The sequence below is a fragment of the Streptococcus oralis genome (assembly GCF_023109195.1).
In the GTDB taxonomy this organism is placed as follows: Bacteria; Bacillota; Bacilli; order Lactobacillales; family Streptococcaceae; genus Streptococcus; species Streptococcus oralis_BV.
On the sequence record NZ_JALDUB010000001.1, the window covers coordinates 1,495,386 to 1,511,086 of the forward strand.

At 36.3% G+C, this 15,701-nt stretch carries 11 protein-coding genes and 2 tRNA genes; 5 read left to right on the forward strand and 8 right to left on the reverse strand.

Annotated features, from left to right (window positions below; translation table 11 throughout):
• Nucleotides 1-2 precede the first annotated feature (2 nt).
• The 3 genes from rodZ to yfmF are packed head-to-tail and all read right to left on the reverse strand — an operon-like array spanning nt 3 to nt 3,390.
• Entirely contained in the window at nt 3-824 is an 822-nt protein-coding gene (gene rodZ / locus M1F65_RS07140) for a cytoskeleton protein RodZ (protein WP_042903078.1), read from the reverse strand.
• Between the two features lie 35 nt (nt 825-859).
• Complete coding sequence (gene yfmH / locus M1F65_RS07145; RefSeq protein ID WP_042903079.1) at nt 860-2,143, reverse strand: EF-P 5-aminopentanol modification-associated protein YfmH; 1,284 nt, start codon at nt 2,141-2,143, stop codon at nt 860-862.
• The gene (yfmF, locus tag M1F65_RS07150) at nt 2,140-3,390 is read right to left on the reverse strand and encodes an EF-P 5-aminopentanol modification-associated protein YfmF (RefSeq protein WP_084945034.1); all 1,251 of its coding nucleotides are present in this window, start codon (nt 3,388-3,390) and stop codon (nt 2,140-2,142) included. Before yfmF ends, yfmH begins: the two co-directional genes overlap by 4 nt.
• A gap of 160 nt (nt 3,391-3,550) precedes the next feature.
• Here yfmF and yaaA point away from each other — a divergent pair, with 160 nt between their 5' ends.
• Nucleotides 3,551-3,913, forward strand: a complete 363-nt coding sequence (gene yaaA, locus M1F65_RS07155) for a S4 domain-containing protein YaaA (RefSeq protein ID WP_084945033.1) — start codon at nt 3,551-3,553, stop codon at nt 3,911-3,913.
• A gap of 2 nt (nt 3,914-3,915) precedes the next feature.
• Nucleotides 3,916-5,013, forward strand: a complete 1,098-nt coding sequence (gene recF / locus M1F65_RS07160) for a DNA replication/repair protein RecF (RefSeq protein ID WP_084944234.1) — start codon at nt 3,916-3,918, stop codon at nt 5,011-5,013.
• 52 nt (nt 5,014-5,065) lie between these two features.
• Here the strand turns inward: recF and guaB are convergent, their stop codons facing one another.
• Both guaB and trpS read right to left on the reverse strand, forming a co-directional pair.
• The gene (gene guaB, locus M1F65_RS07165) at nt 5,066-6,544 is read right to left on the reverse strand and encodes an IMP dehydrogenase (protein WP_247925684.1); all 1,479 of its coding nucleotides are present in this window, start codon (nt 6,542-6,544) and stop codon (nt 5,066-5,068) included.
• 162 nt (nt 6,545-6,706) lie between these two features.
• Nucleotides 6,707-7,732, reverse strand: coding sequence for a tryptophan--tRNA ligase (gene trpS, locus M1F65_RS07170; protein WP_000165463.1), 1,026 nt, complete (start codon nt 7,730-7,732; stop codon nt 6,707-6,709).
• 195 nt (nt 7,733-7,927) lie between these two features.
• Between trpS and M1F65_RS07175 the strand changes: the two genes are divergently transcribed.
• Both M1F65_RS07175 and M1F65_RS07180 read left to right on the forward strand, forming a co-directional pair.
• A complete protein-coding gene (locus M1F65_RS07175) occupies nt 7,928-9,550 on the forward strand; it encodes an ATP-binding cassette domain-containing protein (protein WP_084945032.1) in 1,623 nt (540 codons plus the stop codon).
• A gap of 60 nt (nt 9,551-9,610) precedes the next feature.
• Nucleotides 9,611-12,163, forward strand: coding sequence for a YfhO family protein (locus M1F65_RS07180; RefSeq protein ID WP_247925685.1), 2,553 nt, complete (start codon nt 9,611-9,613; stop codon nt 12,161-12,163).
• Between the two features lie 21 nt (nt 12,164-12,184).
• On the opposite strand, the gene M1F65_RS07185 is transcribed toward M1F65_RS07180, so the two are convergent.
• Complete coding sequence (locus M1F65_RS07185; protein WP_247925686.1) at nt 12,185-14,839, reverse strand: YhgE/Pip family protein; 2,655 nt, start codon at nt 14,837-14,839, stop codon at nt 12,185-12,187.
• 127 nt (nt 14,840-14,966) lie between these two features.
• On the opposite strand from M1F65_RS07185, the gene M1F65_RS07190 reads away from it, so the two are divergent.
• A complete protein-coding gene (locus M1F65_RS07190) occupies nt 14,967-15,509 on the forward strand; it encodes a TetR/AcrR family transcriptional regulator (protein ID WP_000665081.1) in 543 nt (180 codons plus the stop codon).
• 32 nt (nt 15,510-15,541) lie between these two features.
• On the opposite strand, the gene M1F65_RS07195 is transcribed toward M1F65_RS07190, so the two are convergent.
• Together M1F65_RS07195 and M1F65_RS07200 are read right to left on the reverse strand one after the other, a co-directional pair.
• Nucleotides 15,542-15,615: transfer RNA gene (locus tag M1F65_RS07195), tRNA-Asn, on the reverse strand.
• A 5-nt stretch (nt 15,616-15,620) separates the two neighbouring features.
• Nucleotides 15,621-15,692, reverse strand: a tRNA-Glu gene (locus M1F65_RS07200).
• Between the last annotated feature and the right edge of the window lie 9 nt (nt 15,693-15,701).

The window sequence follows — 15,701 nt, forward strand, 5'->3', positions numbered from 1 at the left end:
CCTTAATCTGTAGTAAATGTAAGTGTTACAGTTCCAGTCTGAGTTGTCAGCTTCGAAGTATCAATCGTTTGATTGTCCACAGTCACAGTAACTCCCTTCACTACACCTAAAGTAATGGTAACAGGATTCTTAGTTGAAACTGTTGTTTTTGCGTTTTTATTGTCTGATGACAAGGTCACACCACCTTCAAGGTCACTTCCTGAAACACTTACCCAGCTAGTTGCATCCGAAACAGTCAGCTGAACCGTAGCTGTTTCCTTACTCGTTTTATAGCGAGCTTCAATGCGGTTCCCTTCACCTGAAACGGTAATAGTTGATTCCGCAGTAGAAGACGAGCTAGACGTCTGACTAGTAGAAGATGAACTAGATGAGGTCGTTGAACTAGTCGAGCTCACAACACTATAATTAGCTGAAGAAGGACTTGGCTGAGTTTGGATGTAGTTCCAGACATAGTAAGTGACAAAAATTAAAATTGACAAAGCAAATAGAACGAAATAAAACAAGGGGAGATAAGACGTTTTTTTCTTATTTGATCGTCTGCGACCAGATAAGTCTTCTTCATCGACATCTACCTCTTCGTAGGTAATCATACTGCCTGAATCATATGCATCCAAAACAATTCTTTCATCTAACTCTACTGCCCAGGCATATTTTCTTAAAAAAGAACGAGCATAGAAGGTACTAGGAAGTTGATCAAAATCATCTGCCTCCATAGCTTCTAGAAAATGCAACTGAATTTCAGTTTTTTCCTGCAATTCTTCCAGACTCAATCCCTGGTTAATTCTGGCTAAACGTAGAACCTCGCCAATTGTTTTTTTTCTCATACGTACCATTCCTTCTTTCTAGTATTAGTCATCTTTTAAGCTGGAAAGATTGTAAAATCAACTAGATCACCATTATCAATCAAACGATGTCCAGCTTCTAGAACATCCTCCAAAGTAATTTCCTGTAAAATTTTCGGAAAATCAAAAATTGTTTCTCCACGATCCATCGGATCGTATTGAGTTGCAATAAATTCCAAAGAGTTCATGCTACTGAAAAACTCACCAAACATCTCACTCTTAACAAGATCCAAATGCTCCTCAGTAATATCCGCATCACTACTAAACTGACGAATCGCTTTACGAAATTGGTGCGAGAGAGAAACAGGCTCATTGGTGTCCATTGTCAATATCACAAAATGAAAGCGACTGTTGACTTCAACCTCAAGTGACAATGACGCATCTAACTTCCCAGACTCATATAACCTTTGAAAACGATCAGAAGTCCAACCAAACATCATCGTAAATAGTAATTTCAATAAAATATTGTAACGATAAGACTCAGTTTCTGTTATTTGCCCATTACCTCTAATCGCAACAGCAAGTTTAGGTGAAGAAACTTCCATCCGAAGACTATCTGTTTGCTTCACAGGCTGCAAGGGTAGTTGCTCTTTTGAAACCGTAAACTGTTCTAAAGTCTTCTTTTCCTTTTTTGAAAAGTATTCCTCAACAACTTTTACATCAATATTTCCAACTAAAAACAGTGACATGTTGACAGGTTTGTAAAAGTCTGTAAAGTTCTCTTTTAAATTTGAAACTTGAATCTCAGAAATTGATTTTTCACTTCCAACAATATCTGTTGCTAAAGGAGTATCAGGATAAAGGTTGGCTAATGTTGCAAAAAACAAACGTGAGTCTGGATCGTCTTGGTACATTTCTCGTTCTTGCTGGATAATATCCTGTTCCCTCAAAACAGACTCTTCTGTAAAATGAACATCTCCGACTAACTCATCTAGCAAATCTAAATTTTCTAATAGATGGTCAATTGTTGAAAAAAGATAGCTGATCTTAGTAAAGCTTGTAAAGGCATTACTGTCCGCACCTAATCGAGTAAATGCAGCCATTATATCCTCGGAGTTTTCTCTTTCAAACAATTTATGTTCAAGAAAATGTGCAATTCCTGCTGGATGATGACGTAAACCTTTTCCCAAGCTTGTATAAGTTGCATCTACAGAACCAAATTGAACTGTTACAATCCCATAAACCTCATTGAAATCTTGTTTAGGGAGTAAAGAAACTGTCAATCCATTTGACAATTGTGTTTTGTAGACTGTTTCCTTTACAGCAGGATAGTATTTTTCTTCAAAAGTAACCTTTGTCATTCTACTCCTTCCATAAAGTAAATCGCTTGTAGCTTCAAACTGTTGGCAGCTTTACATACCGCTTCTTTATCAACACTCTCTAATTTTGCCACCAATCGATCAATGTCAAAGCTTGATTTCCCCAATAGAGCATTCAAATAGACTCTTTCAAATAGGGTCTGTTGATTATCTTGAGCCATCAACAAAGATCGTCGAATCATCTCCTTGGTTTGTTCAAGTTCAAAATCTGTAAAGTTACCCTTTTTCAGATCTAGCAATTGATGATTCATCATTTTTCTAGCCTGATTTCGATTTTCTCTATCAATACCCGCATACATCCTTAACAGACCACTAAACAAATCCAATTGACTCGAGACTGTATAGGCTATTCCAGCATTTTCACGAACGTTTGTAAAAAGTTTCGAATGTGCAAATTCACCCAACAAACCATTCATCACAAGCATGGGCAAATGCTCATCATCACCATATTTTACAGGAGAATGATAGCCTAATTCTAAAATAGATTGCCCAACATTCCTCTGAACCATTCCTTCTCGTAGAACATTCGAATAAGATTGATGGTACTGGATAGTGACACCGTTCTCTCTAGCTGTAAAGGGTAATGACTTCAGTGATTCTGTAATTTCTACTTCGTTGAAATCACCTAAGAAAAAGAAATCAATACGATCATTCTTCAGAGCATTTTGAAAGCACGTGTAGCTACTTTCCGGAGACTCATTTGAAATGCTATTTCGTAAATCACTGTATCTCAATTGAAGACGTTCATCATGGAAGAACAAGCTATCTAACTCCTTATGAGCAAAATAAAATGAATCATCCATATCAGTAGCTAAACTAGTCAATAACTGTTTTCTTTCAATTTCAAACAAGGCTGGCTCAAAAGCACCATCTTGAACTAAGGGGGAAAATAAAGTCTGTTTTACTAATTCCAAAATTCGAGAAGTCAAGACATTTTTTTTACTCAAAAACTCATCCCGCACGTAGGTAAATGTTAAGTCAAGAATATGTGCTTGTCCTCTACGATAAGCACTTGTGGAAATATCTGTTCCATATAAACTAGCCAAATATCTGCGAAATGCTTGTGATGTTGGATAAGCTTGATTTGCCGTCTCCAACATACTTGCACTTAACATACGTCCTGCTATTGTCTCAAGAGATAAGGGAGCAGTAAAACGAATAGTGATTTTATTTGTTTTAAACTTTTTGGATTGAACAAAATGTGCTGAAATTCCAGGCACTAACTCCATACCTTACCTCCTTACATATAGAGTTCTATTATACCACGAAAATCAAAATTTTTCTTGTTCTATTTATAGCTTTAAAGAGTAAAACCGTTTTCATTTCAGCTAACTTTCCTTCAGCTATTTCAAGGAAAATATGGTATAATACCAAAGATTGAGGTGAATTATGGAATACAAATTATTTGAAGAATTTATTACGCTCCAAGCCCTCCTAAAAGAACTTGGAATTATACAAAGCGGTGGTGCTATCAAATCCTTTTTAATAGATCATCAAGTTTACTTTAATGGTGAATTAGAAAATAGACGTGGGAAAAAAATCCGTATTGGAGATACGATTGACATTCCTGATTTAAAGATTGACATCACCTTGACAAAACCAAGTTTAAAAGAGCAAGAAGAGTATCAAGCAGATAAGATTGAGAAAGAGCGAATTGCTAAACTTGTCAAAGAGATGAATAAAAGTGTCAAGAAACAAAAAACTTCTTCATCGCCTAAAACCAAACAAGCTCCACGTTTTCCAGGAAGATAACCATGTGGCTCCAACATTTAACAATTAAAACCTTTCGAAACTACAAAGAGGCAAAAATTGATTTCAATCCAAAATTAAATGTCTTTCTAGGTCAAAATGCACAAGGAAAAACCAATATTCTAGAAGCAATCTATTTCTTGGCCTTGACACGTAGTCATCGGACTCGTACAGATAAAAATCTCATTCATTTTGATAACGAGCAACTCCATCTTTCTGGCTTGCTACAGAAAAAAACAAGCTCTATCCCTCTAGAAATTGATTTAACGCCAAAAGGGCGTGTGACTAAGGTCAATCACTTAAAACAAGCTCGCCTATCAGACTATATCGGACATATGAATGTTGTCCTCTTCGCACCTGAAGATCTCCAGCTAATTAAAGGAGCGCCCTCTGTCCGTCGAAAGTTTATAGACATCGAACTAGGACAAATTAAACCAATCTACTTGTCAGACTTGTCAAACTATAATCACATACTCAAGCAAAGAAATACTTATCTAAAATCCAGCCAGAAGATTGATGAAACATTTCTGTCAGTCTTAGATGATCAGTTAATAGAGTATGGTTGTCGCGTTATAAAGCATCGGATAAAATTCATTAAAGACTTAGAGAAATTTGGTCAAAAAAAACACTTAGAAATTTCAAATAAATTGGAAGAGTTGTCAATATCTTATCAATCATCTGTCAACTTCACTGATGAAGAACAGCTAACAAATTCTTTTAAAATTGCTTTGGAGAAAAGCAGATCCAGAGATTTATTTAAAAAGAATACTGGAGTTGGCCCTCATCGAGATGATATTTCTTTTTATATCAATGGTATGGATGCTAGTTTTGGAAGCCAAGGTCAACATCGTAGTCTTGTTCTCTCTATCAAACTAGCAGAGATCGAGCTAATGGAAAGTATTACCAACGAGTCTCCGATACTCTTGCTCGATGATGTTATGAGCGAACTTGACAATACACGGCAACTAAAATTACTAGAAACCATTTCTCAATCTATCCAAACCTTTATTACAACAACAAGTTTAGACCACTTACAAAACTTGCCAGAAAACCTTAGTATTTTCAACATTCAAAAAGGTAAAATTTCTGTAAATCAAGATTGACAACTTTGTAAACAAAAAGAACTCCTGAAAATCAGGAGTTCTTTTTTACTACTTACATAGAGTAGTTTGGTGCCTCATTAGTGATTTGTACATCATGAGGATGGCTTTCTTTTAGACCAGCCCCAGACATTTCAATAAATTGAGCGTTGTCGTGTAATTCTTTAAGGTTAGCTGCACCACAGTAACCCATACCAGAGCGAATACCACCAATCATTTGGAAGACAATATCAGCTGCTGCACCTTTATAGGCAACACGTCCTTCAATTCCTTCTGGAACAAGTTTGTTTGCTTCATTGACAGAACCTTGGAAGTAACGGTCACTTGAACCTTTCTTCATTGCAGCGATTGATCCCATACCACGGTAAGTTTTAAACTTACGTCCTTGGAAGATTTCCGTTTCACCTGGTGCTTCGTCTGTTCCAGCGAACATTGATCCAAGCATAACCGCATTTCCACCTGCAGCAAGGGCTTTTACAATATCTCCAGAATACTTGATTCCACCATCAGCAATGATTGTTTTTCCATATTCACGCGCAACTGCTGCTGCATCATAGATTGCTGTCACTTGTGGGACACCAACCCCTGCAATCACACGAGTGGTACAGATAGAACCTGGTCCAATACCGACTTTGACAACATCTACACCTGCATCATAAAGAGCACGCGCACCTTCTGCAGTGGCAATATTACCCGCAATCAAAGTGCGGTCTGGGAAGTGAGCACGAATTTCAGCAATTTTACGTAGAACACCAGCAGAGTGACCATGTGCAGTATCAATTACAATCGCATCCGCTCCTGCTTCAAAAAGAGCCTCTGCACGTTCAAATGTATCTGAAGTGACACCTACCGCACCAGCAACTAGAAGACGACCAAACTCATCTTTTGCTGCATTAGGAAATTCAATTACTTTTTCGATATCTTTAATAGTAATCAAGCCAGAAAGACGACCTTCTTCATCAACCAAAGGAAGTTTTTCAATACGGTGTTCTTGAAGAATGCTTTCAGCTGTTGCAAGGTCTGTACCAACAGGAGCAGTAACAAGATTTTCACTGGTCATATGGTTTGAGATTGGCTGATTGTAATCTGAAATAAAGCGAAGATCTCGGTTTGTTAGAATACCAACCAATTTACGATTTTCAAGTGTCTCCACAACTGGAACACCACTGATACGGTAATGTCCCATCAGTTCATCTGCTTCAGCAATCGTGTGTTCTGGAGTCAAAAAGAATGGATCAATAATAACACCATTTTCAGAACGTTTTACCTTGCGAACTTCATCTGCCTGTTGCGCAATAGACATGTTTTTATGGATTACTCCAAGACCACCTGCACGAGCAATGGCAATAGCCATTTGACTTTCTGTGACTGTATCCATGGCGGCTGTTATAATTGGGATATTTAAAGTCAGATTATCTGCCAATTTTGTTGTTAAATCTGCATCATTAGGCAACACATGACTTTCTGCTGGAATGAGCAATACATCATCAAAGGTAAAACCTTTTTTTAAAAATTTAGTATCCCAATTAGACATTCAAGTTTCCTCTTTTCTTTCTTTTTGAGCTTGACTCTTTTTGTATTGTATCTATCATACCATTCTATGAAAATTTGTCAATTATATTTATGGTAGAAATCATAAAAAAACTATCCCTGTGATCCTATGGAAGAGATAGTTTTACGATTCATATTTTATCTATTATTTAAAATAATTTAGTCCCATTGCTCCCTTAACTTCAGATAGAGTTTGCCCCGCAACCTCACGCGCTTTCTCACTACCTTTTTGAAGCATATTGTACACTTCTCCCATATCCTTAGCAAATTCGATACGGCGCTCACGAATAGGACCAAGTTCGCGTTCTAATATTTCAAGTAGATAACGTTTCGTCTTCACATCACCAAGACCACCACGTTGATAATGTTCTTTCATATCCGCAATTTCTTGAGCATCTTCTGGACGACCAAACACATCTAGATAATGGAAAACCATGTTTCCTTCAATCTTACCTGGATCCTCCACTCGAATATGATCCGAATCAGTATACATGCTCATGACTTTTTTACGCAACGTATCCGCATCATCTGCTAGATAAATACCATTATTAAGGGATTTAGACATTTTAGCATTTCCATCTAGACCTGGCAAACGCCCTGCTCTCTCATTTTCTGGATAAATACCTTCCGGCTCCACCAAGACCTCACAATTATAAGCATGATTAAAGGAACGAACAATCTCACGAGTTTGCTCAATCATTGGTTTCTGATCTGTCCCAACAGGAACATAATTAGCCTTGAAGGCAGTAATATCTGCTGCTTGCGCAATCGGATAAACCAGAAATCCTGTCGGAATACTTTCTCCAAACCCTTTCTGAGCGATCTCTGTTTTCACTGTAGGATTGCGCTCTAAACGTGCTAGTGACACCAAATTCATATAGTACATAGACAGTTCAGCTAACTCTGGAATCTGACTTTGAATAAAGATGGTTGATTTACTTGGATCTAATCCAACTGCTAGGTAATCTAAGGCAACATTCCCAATCGATTCTACAATCGTTTGAGGATCTTTGGCGTGATCTGTCAATGCTTGTTGGTCCGCCAAAAAAACAAACATCTCATACTTGTCTTCTTCCTGCAGTAATACTCTATTTTTAAGACTCCCAACATAATGTCCAATATGCAGTTTTCCTGTTGGGCGATCTCCTGTTAAAATAATGGGTTTCGTCATTTTTTTCTCCTTCGAAATGGTCTCTTCAATTATAGCATTTTTTTGTTAAAATAACAGAAAATTATTTAAATCAAACGACTAACTCTTTGTAAATAAACCTGTAAATTTAATTGACATAAAATTGACAAACAAAAATTTGAATATTTCTCTCTTTTCTAGTAGAATAAATATATTACATATTATAGGAGAAAAACATTGCTTACAGTATCTGATGTTTCACTACGTTTTAGTGATCGCAAACTTTTTGATGATGTCAATATCAAATTTACAGAAGGAAATACATACGGATTAATTGGTGCTAATGGTGCTGGGAAGTCTACATTCTTAAAAATCTTAGCTGGTGATCTCGAGCCAACAACTGGTCATATCTCTCTTGGTCCAGATGAACGTCTCTCTGTTCTCCGTCAAAATCATTTTGACTATGAAGATGAGCGAGTTATTGATGTCGTTATTATGGGAAATGAAAAACTTTACAACATCATGAAAGAAAAAGACGCCATTTACATGAAGGAAGATTTTTCAGATGAAGATGGTGTTCGTGCAGCCGAACTCGAAGGTGAATTTGCTGAACTTGGAGGTTGGGAAGCAGAAAGTGAAGCGTCTCAACTACTTCAAAACCTAAACATTCCAGAAGAATTGCACTATCAAAACATGAGCGAATTAGCCAATGGTGAAAAAGTGAAGGTTCTCCTTGCTAAAGCCTTATTTGGTAAACCTGATGTTCTTCTTTTGGACGAGCCAACCAATGGTTTAGATATCCAATCGATTACTTGGTTAGAAGACTTCTTGATTGATTTTGATAACACCGTTATCGTAGTATCCCACGACCGTCACTTCTTAAACAAAGTGTGTACTCATATGGCCGACCTTGACTTTGGAAAAATCAAACTCTATGTCGGAAACTACGACTTCTGGAAGGAATCTTCTGAGCTTGCTGCTAAATTGCTAGCAGACCGTAATGCTAAGGCAGAAGAAAAAATTAAGCAATTGCAAGAATTCGTTGCTCGCTTCTCTGCTAATGCTTCTAAATCAAGACAAGCAACGTCTCGTAAAAAAATGCTTGACAAGATTGAATTAGAAGAGATTGTGCCATCTAGTCGTAAATACCCATTTATCAACTTTAAAGCAGAACGTGAGATTGGTAATGATCTCTTGACAGTAGAAAATCTAACTGTAAAGATTGATGGCGAAACTATCCTAGACAATATTAGTTTCATCTTGCGTCCAGGTGATAAGACAGCTCTTATTGGACAAAATGACATCCAAACGACTGCATTAATTCGTGCAATTATGGGTGACATCAACTATGAAGGAACCGTCAAGTGGGGAGTTACTACTAGCCGTTCTTACTTGCCAAAAGACAACTCGGCTGATTTTGCAGGAGGAGAGTCAATCCTTGACTGGTTGCGTCAATTTGCAAGTAAAGAAGAAGATGACAATACCTTCCTACGTGGTTTCCTCGGTCGTATGCTCTTTTCTGGAGATGAGGTTAACAAACCTGTAAACGTCTTGTCAGGGGGAGAAAAAGTACGTGTCATGCTTTCAAAACTCATGCTCTTGAAATCAAATGTCCTTGTACTTGATGATCCAACAAATCACTTGGACTTGGAATCTATCTCAAGCTTGAACGATGGATTGAAAAACTTTAAAGAATCAATTATCTTTGCTAGTCATGATCACGAGTTCATTCAAACCTTAGCAAACCATATTATTGTTTTGTCTAAGAATGGTGTCATTGATCGTATTGATGAAACCTACGATGAATTCCTAGAAAATGCAGAAGTACAAGCAAAAGTTAAAGAACTTTGGAAAGACTAATAAGACTTCAAAACTCAGTTGGGGTAACCAACTGAGTTTTCTATCATTCTGCGAGGTAACATGAAATCATTTTTTAAAACATATTGGACCTATTTTATTTCTTTCATCATCCCTTTAGTAATTATGACTGGAGTATACCTAACTCAAGGTATCTACTGGAATAGCGATGCATCTCCACTATTAGGAGACGGTTTCCATCAATACGTTATTTTTGATGTAGCTTTACGAAATATTCTACATGGAAATGGCAGTTTGTTTTACACCTTTACAAGTGGCCTCGGACTGAATTTCTATGCTCTATCTAGTTATTACTTGGGTAGTTTTCTTTCACCCCTAGTTTACTTTTTTAATCTGTCGAATATGCCAGATGCTGTCTATCTAACCACTCTCTTAAAATTTGGATTGATTGGTCTGTCAACCTTCTTTAGTCTAAATAGATTATTTAAAGATATCCCAAAATTTTTAAAACTTGCCTTATCTACTTCCTATGCTCTAATGAGCTTCACTGTCAGTCAGTTAGAGATTAAAACCTGGCTAGATGTTTTTATCTTGATTCCTTTAATTATAACTGGTTTACACCTACTTATAACACAAAAGAAGCGCCTACTATACTTTACAAGTTTGTCAATCTTATTTATTCAAAATTATTATTTTGGGTATATGACAGCATTGTTTCTTATTTTCTGGTATCTCTGCCAAATTTCTTGGGACTTTAAAACTCGAAAATCATCTTTTCTTGATTTTGTTGTTACCTCCTTTTTAGCTGGAATGGCTAGTTTGATTATGACTCTTCCTACACTGTTTGATTTACAAACTCATGGAGAGAAGTTGACTGCCATCACAAAATTAAAGACAGATAGTAGCTGGTATTTGGATATTTTTGCAAAACAATTCATTGGATCTTTTGATACAACTAAATATGGATCTATACCAATGATTTTTGTTGGATTGCTTCCTTTTATTTTAACCATTCTATTTTTCACAATAAAATCCATAAGGTTTCACGTGAAACTTACCTATGCAATTTTCTTTACTTTTTTAATAACAAGCTTTTACATAGAAGCACTTGATTTATTTTGGCAAGGGATGCATACCCCAAATATGTTTTTGCATCGCTATGCTTGGATTTTTTCCACTCTGTTAATTTATACTGCAGCAGAAGTCTTAAATCGTCTGAAAGAACTGAAGCTATGGAATCTATTTGTCTCACTTTTTCTTGTACTAACAGGATTTTTGGCCACTGTCTATTTTAAATCACACTATTCTTTTTTAACTGATTTGAATATCCTACTCACTCTTGAATTTCTACTAGTTTATGCTCTTTTACTTCTTGCAGTCATTAGAAAATTTATCTCTGTAAATCTATTTGCAATCCTTTTGTCTTTATTTATAACAGCTGAGATAAGCTTAAATGCATCATCTCAAATGGAAGGAATAGCTAAAGAATGGGCCTTTGCTTCTCGTAGTGCCTATAATAGAGATATCACCGCTATGGAATCCATTCTAAACCAAATTGACAATCCATTTACACGTACTGAAAAACTACAAATTCAGACTGGAAATGACAGTATGAAATTTAACTACAATGGAATCTCTCAATTTTCGTCTGTACGAAATCGTTCAGCTAGCACTAGTTTGGATAAACTGGGATTCAAATCCTCTGGAACCAACCTTAATCTCCGTTATGCAAATAACAGTCTTTTAGCAGACAGTTTATTTGGAATCCAATACAATATTTCTGAAACTTCACTTGATAAGTATGGCTTTCAAGAGATTTATCAAAAGGATCATTTAACCTTATATAAAAATCAACTCTCTTTACCCATTGCCTTTGCCACTCAATCTATTTACAAAGATGTAAACTTTAACAATCACACTTTAGATAATCAGGCTTTATTTATAAACCAGCTTGCTAATCTCAACTTAGATTACTTCTCCCAAATAGCATCTGATAAAACAGATACTTCAGATGGTTTAACCAGCATCACAGGTTCTGCGAATGAAGATGCAAAGATTGATTATCAAATTGAGGTTCCTCAAAATAGCCAAGTCTATCTCTCTTTTTCAAGTCTTCATTTTACGAATGATAAACAAAAGAAAGTTGACATCATTGTCAACGGTGAAAAAAAGACTTTTACAAATGACAATGCATTTAATTTCTTTAATTTGGGTTATACTGAAGAACAAAAAACTTTCAATATCAGTATTAGTTTCCCTGGAAATTCTCAGGTGTCATTTGAATCTCCAACCTTCTATCGTTTAGATACTCAAGCTCTTACTGAGGCAATTCAAAAGATTAAAGAACAACCTGTAGAAGTATCCACCTCTAAAAATAAAGTCTTTGCTACATATGAAGTCAAACAAGATACCTCTATTTTCTTCACTATTCCTTATGACAAAGGTTGGTCTGCATACCAAGATGGGAAAAAACTTGAAATCAAGCAGGCTCAGACTGGTTTTATGAAAGTTGATGTTCCAAAGGGAAAAGGCACCATTACACTTTCCTTTATCCCCAATGGTTTTGTTATTGGAGCAGCCTGCTCTCTAACTGCCCTTCTTCTTTTTGGGATCTATAATCACAGACGAAATTTATCTAAGACAAAAAAAGATTGACCAATTCCTTGGTCAATCTTTTTAATCTTCTTCCATTTTCTTAGGTTGATAAGCTAGCATACCTAAAGCAGTAAATAAAGCTAGTGTTATAATAAGGAAAATCACTTGGTGATGAATATTTCCTGTCATAGAGATTGTTTGTCGTAAACCTGATACAGAGTAACTCATTGGTAACCAAGGATTGACACCCTTAAAGAAATCATTTGTCAAAGCAAGGGGATAGGTCCCTGCACTTGATGCTAACTGTAATAAAAGTAAAATAAGAGAGAAGAAAGCTCCTATACGGCTATTCCAAGTTGTTAAAGCTGTCACCATAGACATGAAAGCTAAACTTGTGATTACAATTAGAATCAAGGTCCTCATCTCATGGTTCGCAGTCAATCCAATAAGATGGACACCTCCATAAACTAAAACACCTGCTAAGACAGCTATAATCCCATTTATTTCAGAACGAGACTTCAACCAAGCCCAACGGCTCTCTGGATGACGTCCAGAAGGCAACTTAGCAAAAATCATATTGGTAGATATAGCAGCAACAAAAAGAGCAACTGATATCATATAAGGAGCCATGGCAATCCCATTTACAGGAACTTGGTCGTTATCTGTTTTTGAGAGAACTAGAGGTTCAGATAATGTTTCTGCATTTTTAGATTCTGTTGAAGCTGATTTGAGTTGATTATTAGCATTGCCTAATCCTTGTCCTAATGAATCAACTCCCGTCTGTAAATCTTCAAGACTAGAGGTTAAGGTTGTTCCACCATCTGCTAGTTTTCCAGCACCATCTGCAATCTTCATGGCACCACTTCCTAGTTGAGATGCTGCAGAAAGTAACTGTGTTGATTTATCTGTTAATTGACCAGAGCCAAATTGTAATTTAGTAAGACCTGCTATTAGCTCTGGACTCTTATTATTCAATTGAGCAGAACCAGATGACAAACTTTCTATACCTGATACTAATTCTGGAGCTTTTCCAGCTAACGCATCTACTCCAGTTGTCAAGGTTGATGTATTTTCTGTTAACTTACTTGATCCAGAAACTAATTGATCCAGACTAGTTGTTAAACTTGCATTCTTTTCACTTAGTTGATTAGCACCTATAGAAATAGTATCCAATCCTTTAGTGTAGTTTACAACTCCTTTTTCAATTGACTGACTTCCAGGAACTAACTTATTATTTACAGAAGTTTGTAATGTTGCAAATCCATTTGACAAGGTTGTCAAGGAGCTAGATGCTGCAGGTAAGAGTTGATTTGCTTTCGTCTGCACATCAGATAGATTAGATACTTGTTGTTCTGAATTCTCTATACTTTCTTTTAATCCCCCTACTGTCGTTAAAATTGTTTTTGCTGACTCAATCGTAGAATTAGAATTTTTAGAAACAGCTTCAGTCAGTTCTTTCTTTTGTTCCTCTGTGAGAGATTGATAAGTAGCTGTTGATTGAAGGTTAGCAATAGTTTTCTCTTGTTCTGTCTGACTTTTAGTCACAATATCCTGTGCAAGAGTTGTTAGATTTGGCAAAGCTTCTGAAAATTTACTTTTCAGTTGAGTGTCATCTGATATTGTAAGAGCTTGTAGTGTTTTATTTAGTTCTCCTAAGCTTGTTGCCAATTGCGCTATTTCTTCACTTTGTTGAGATGAGGACTCTAATTGACTTGAAATTTCTTTAATACCAGTATTTAATTGCTCCATTCCATCTCTTAGTGTATCTGATTGATTGGATAATTGACTTGTTCCGTTAGAAAGTTCTTTCACACTACTTGTATAAGCATTTACACCAACTGAAAATTGATTGAGACCTGTATCCAGTTGTGAAACGCCACCTGTATAAGACTTTATACCTGTATTTAGCTGATTTACACCTGTCACCAACTCAGGAGTTTTTGAAGCTAATTGACCAAGTCCAGTGTCAACTTGTGAGACAGCATTCGTATAACTTTGTAAACCACTATTAAAAGTTCCTAAACCAGTATGTAATTGCTCTATAGCAGACACATAGCTAGATAAGCCTTTTGTAAATTGATCCGCTCCAGTTGAAAAAGTTACAGTTGAATTAGCTAGAGTATTAAGACTTGTCGTCAACGTTTGACTTCCCGTCACCAACTGATCGGCTCCATTAGCCAATTGTTCACTTCCCTCAGCTGCTTTATTTATTCCAGACTTCAAATCATTCATTTTTTGAAATAAAGCCTTAGTGTACGTTTCAGTAATATTAGTAGAGACGGTTTGTTTTAATTGTGTCATTGCAGAATCACTCATCTTACTTGCAATAAAGCTATGCCCACTTGACGTCTGATAATCAATCTGCATCTGTTCAGGATGATTCGTTAGGATAGAAGTAGCTTTTTCAGATAAGTCACTTGGTAAAGTCACTACCATGTAGTAGTCACCATCTTCTAGTCCTTTTTCTCCTTCCTCTTCATTAACAAAGTGAAAATCTAAAGCCTTATTTTCTTTTAAATTAGACACCATGTCTTCACCTATTGTCATTGCCTGTCCATTATAAGAAGCTTCCTTATCTTTATTGACAACTGCCACAGGTAACTCCGATACTTGACCATATGGATCCCACATGGATGATAAAAATATAATGTTGTATAGAGCTGGAATGAAAGAAATCCCTATCATTACAATGATAAAGGTCGGTTTTTTAAATATTGCTTTCCATTCTTTAAACATGTTCCCTCCTTTTTTACACATATTGTCTAAAATTTTGATATAATAGATTATACATCAAAAAATCTAAATTACAAGGTAAAAAATTTTTTTTAGACACATAGTCTATTTTTGTTCACAAGGAGGAATTATGAAAGAAAGTAACAAACGTTTAAAAACAAAACGAATTATCGAAAATGCCATGGTTCAATTATTGATGGACCAGCCCTTTGATCAAATTTCTACTGTCAAGTTAGCAGAAAAAGCCGGAATTAGTCGTTCCAGCTTTTACACTCACTACAAGGATAAGTATGATATGATTGAACTCTACCAAAGTATGCTATTTCATACCTTTGAGTATATTTTCCAAAAACATGCTCATCACAAAAGAGATGCTATTTTAGAAGTGTTTGAATATTTAGAGTCTGAGCCACTATTAGCTGCACTCTTATCTGAAAATGGGACAAAAGAAATCCAAAATTTCTTGAGAAATAAGCTTCACATCATGCTTAGCACCGACCTTCAGAAACGCTTTATGAAACTACAACTCACTCCAATTGAATTAGAATACAGTAGCATTTATCTAACAAATGCTCTATTTGGTGTTTGCCAGACTTGGATTGCTCACGGAAAAAAAGAAAGTCCGCAAGAAATGACAGACTTCCTTATGAAAATGTTAGGTGATGTAAACTAAAAAAGAACACCAGTGGTGTTCTTTTTATCTAACTCCGCCAGTAGGACTCGAACCTACGACATCATGATTAACAGTCATGCGCTACTACCAACTGAGCTATGGCGGATAAAATAGTCCGTACGGGATTCGAACCCGTGTTACCGCCGTGAAAAGGCGGTGTCTTAACCCCTTGACCAACGGACCATCTATCTG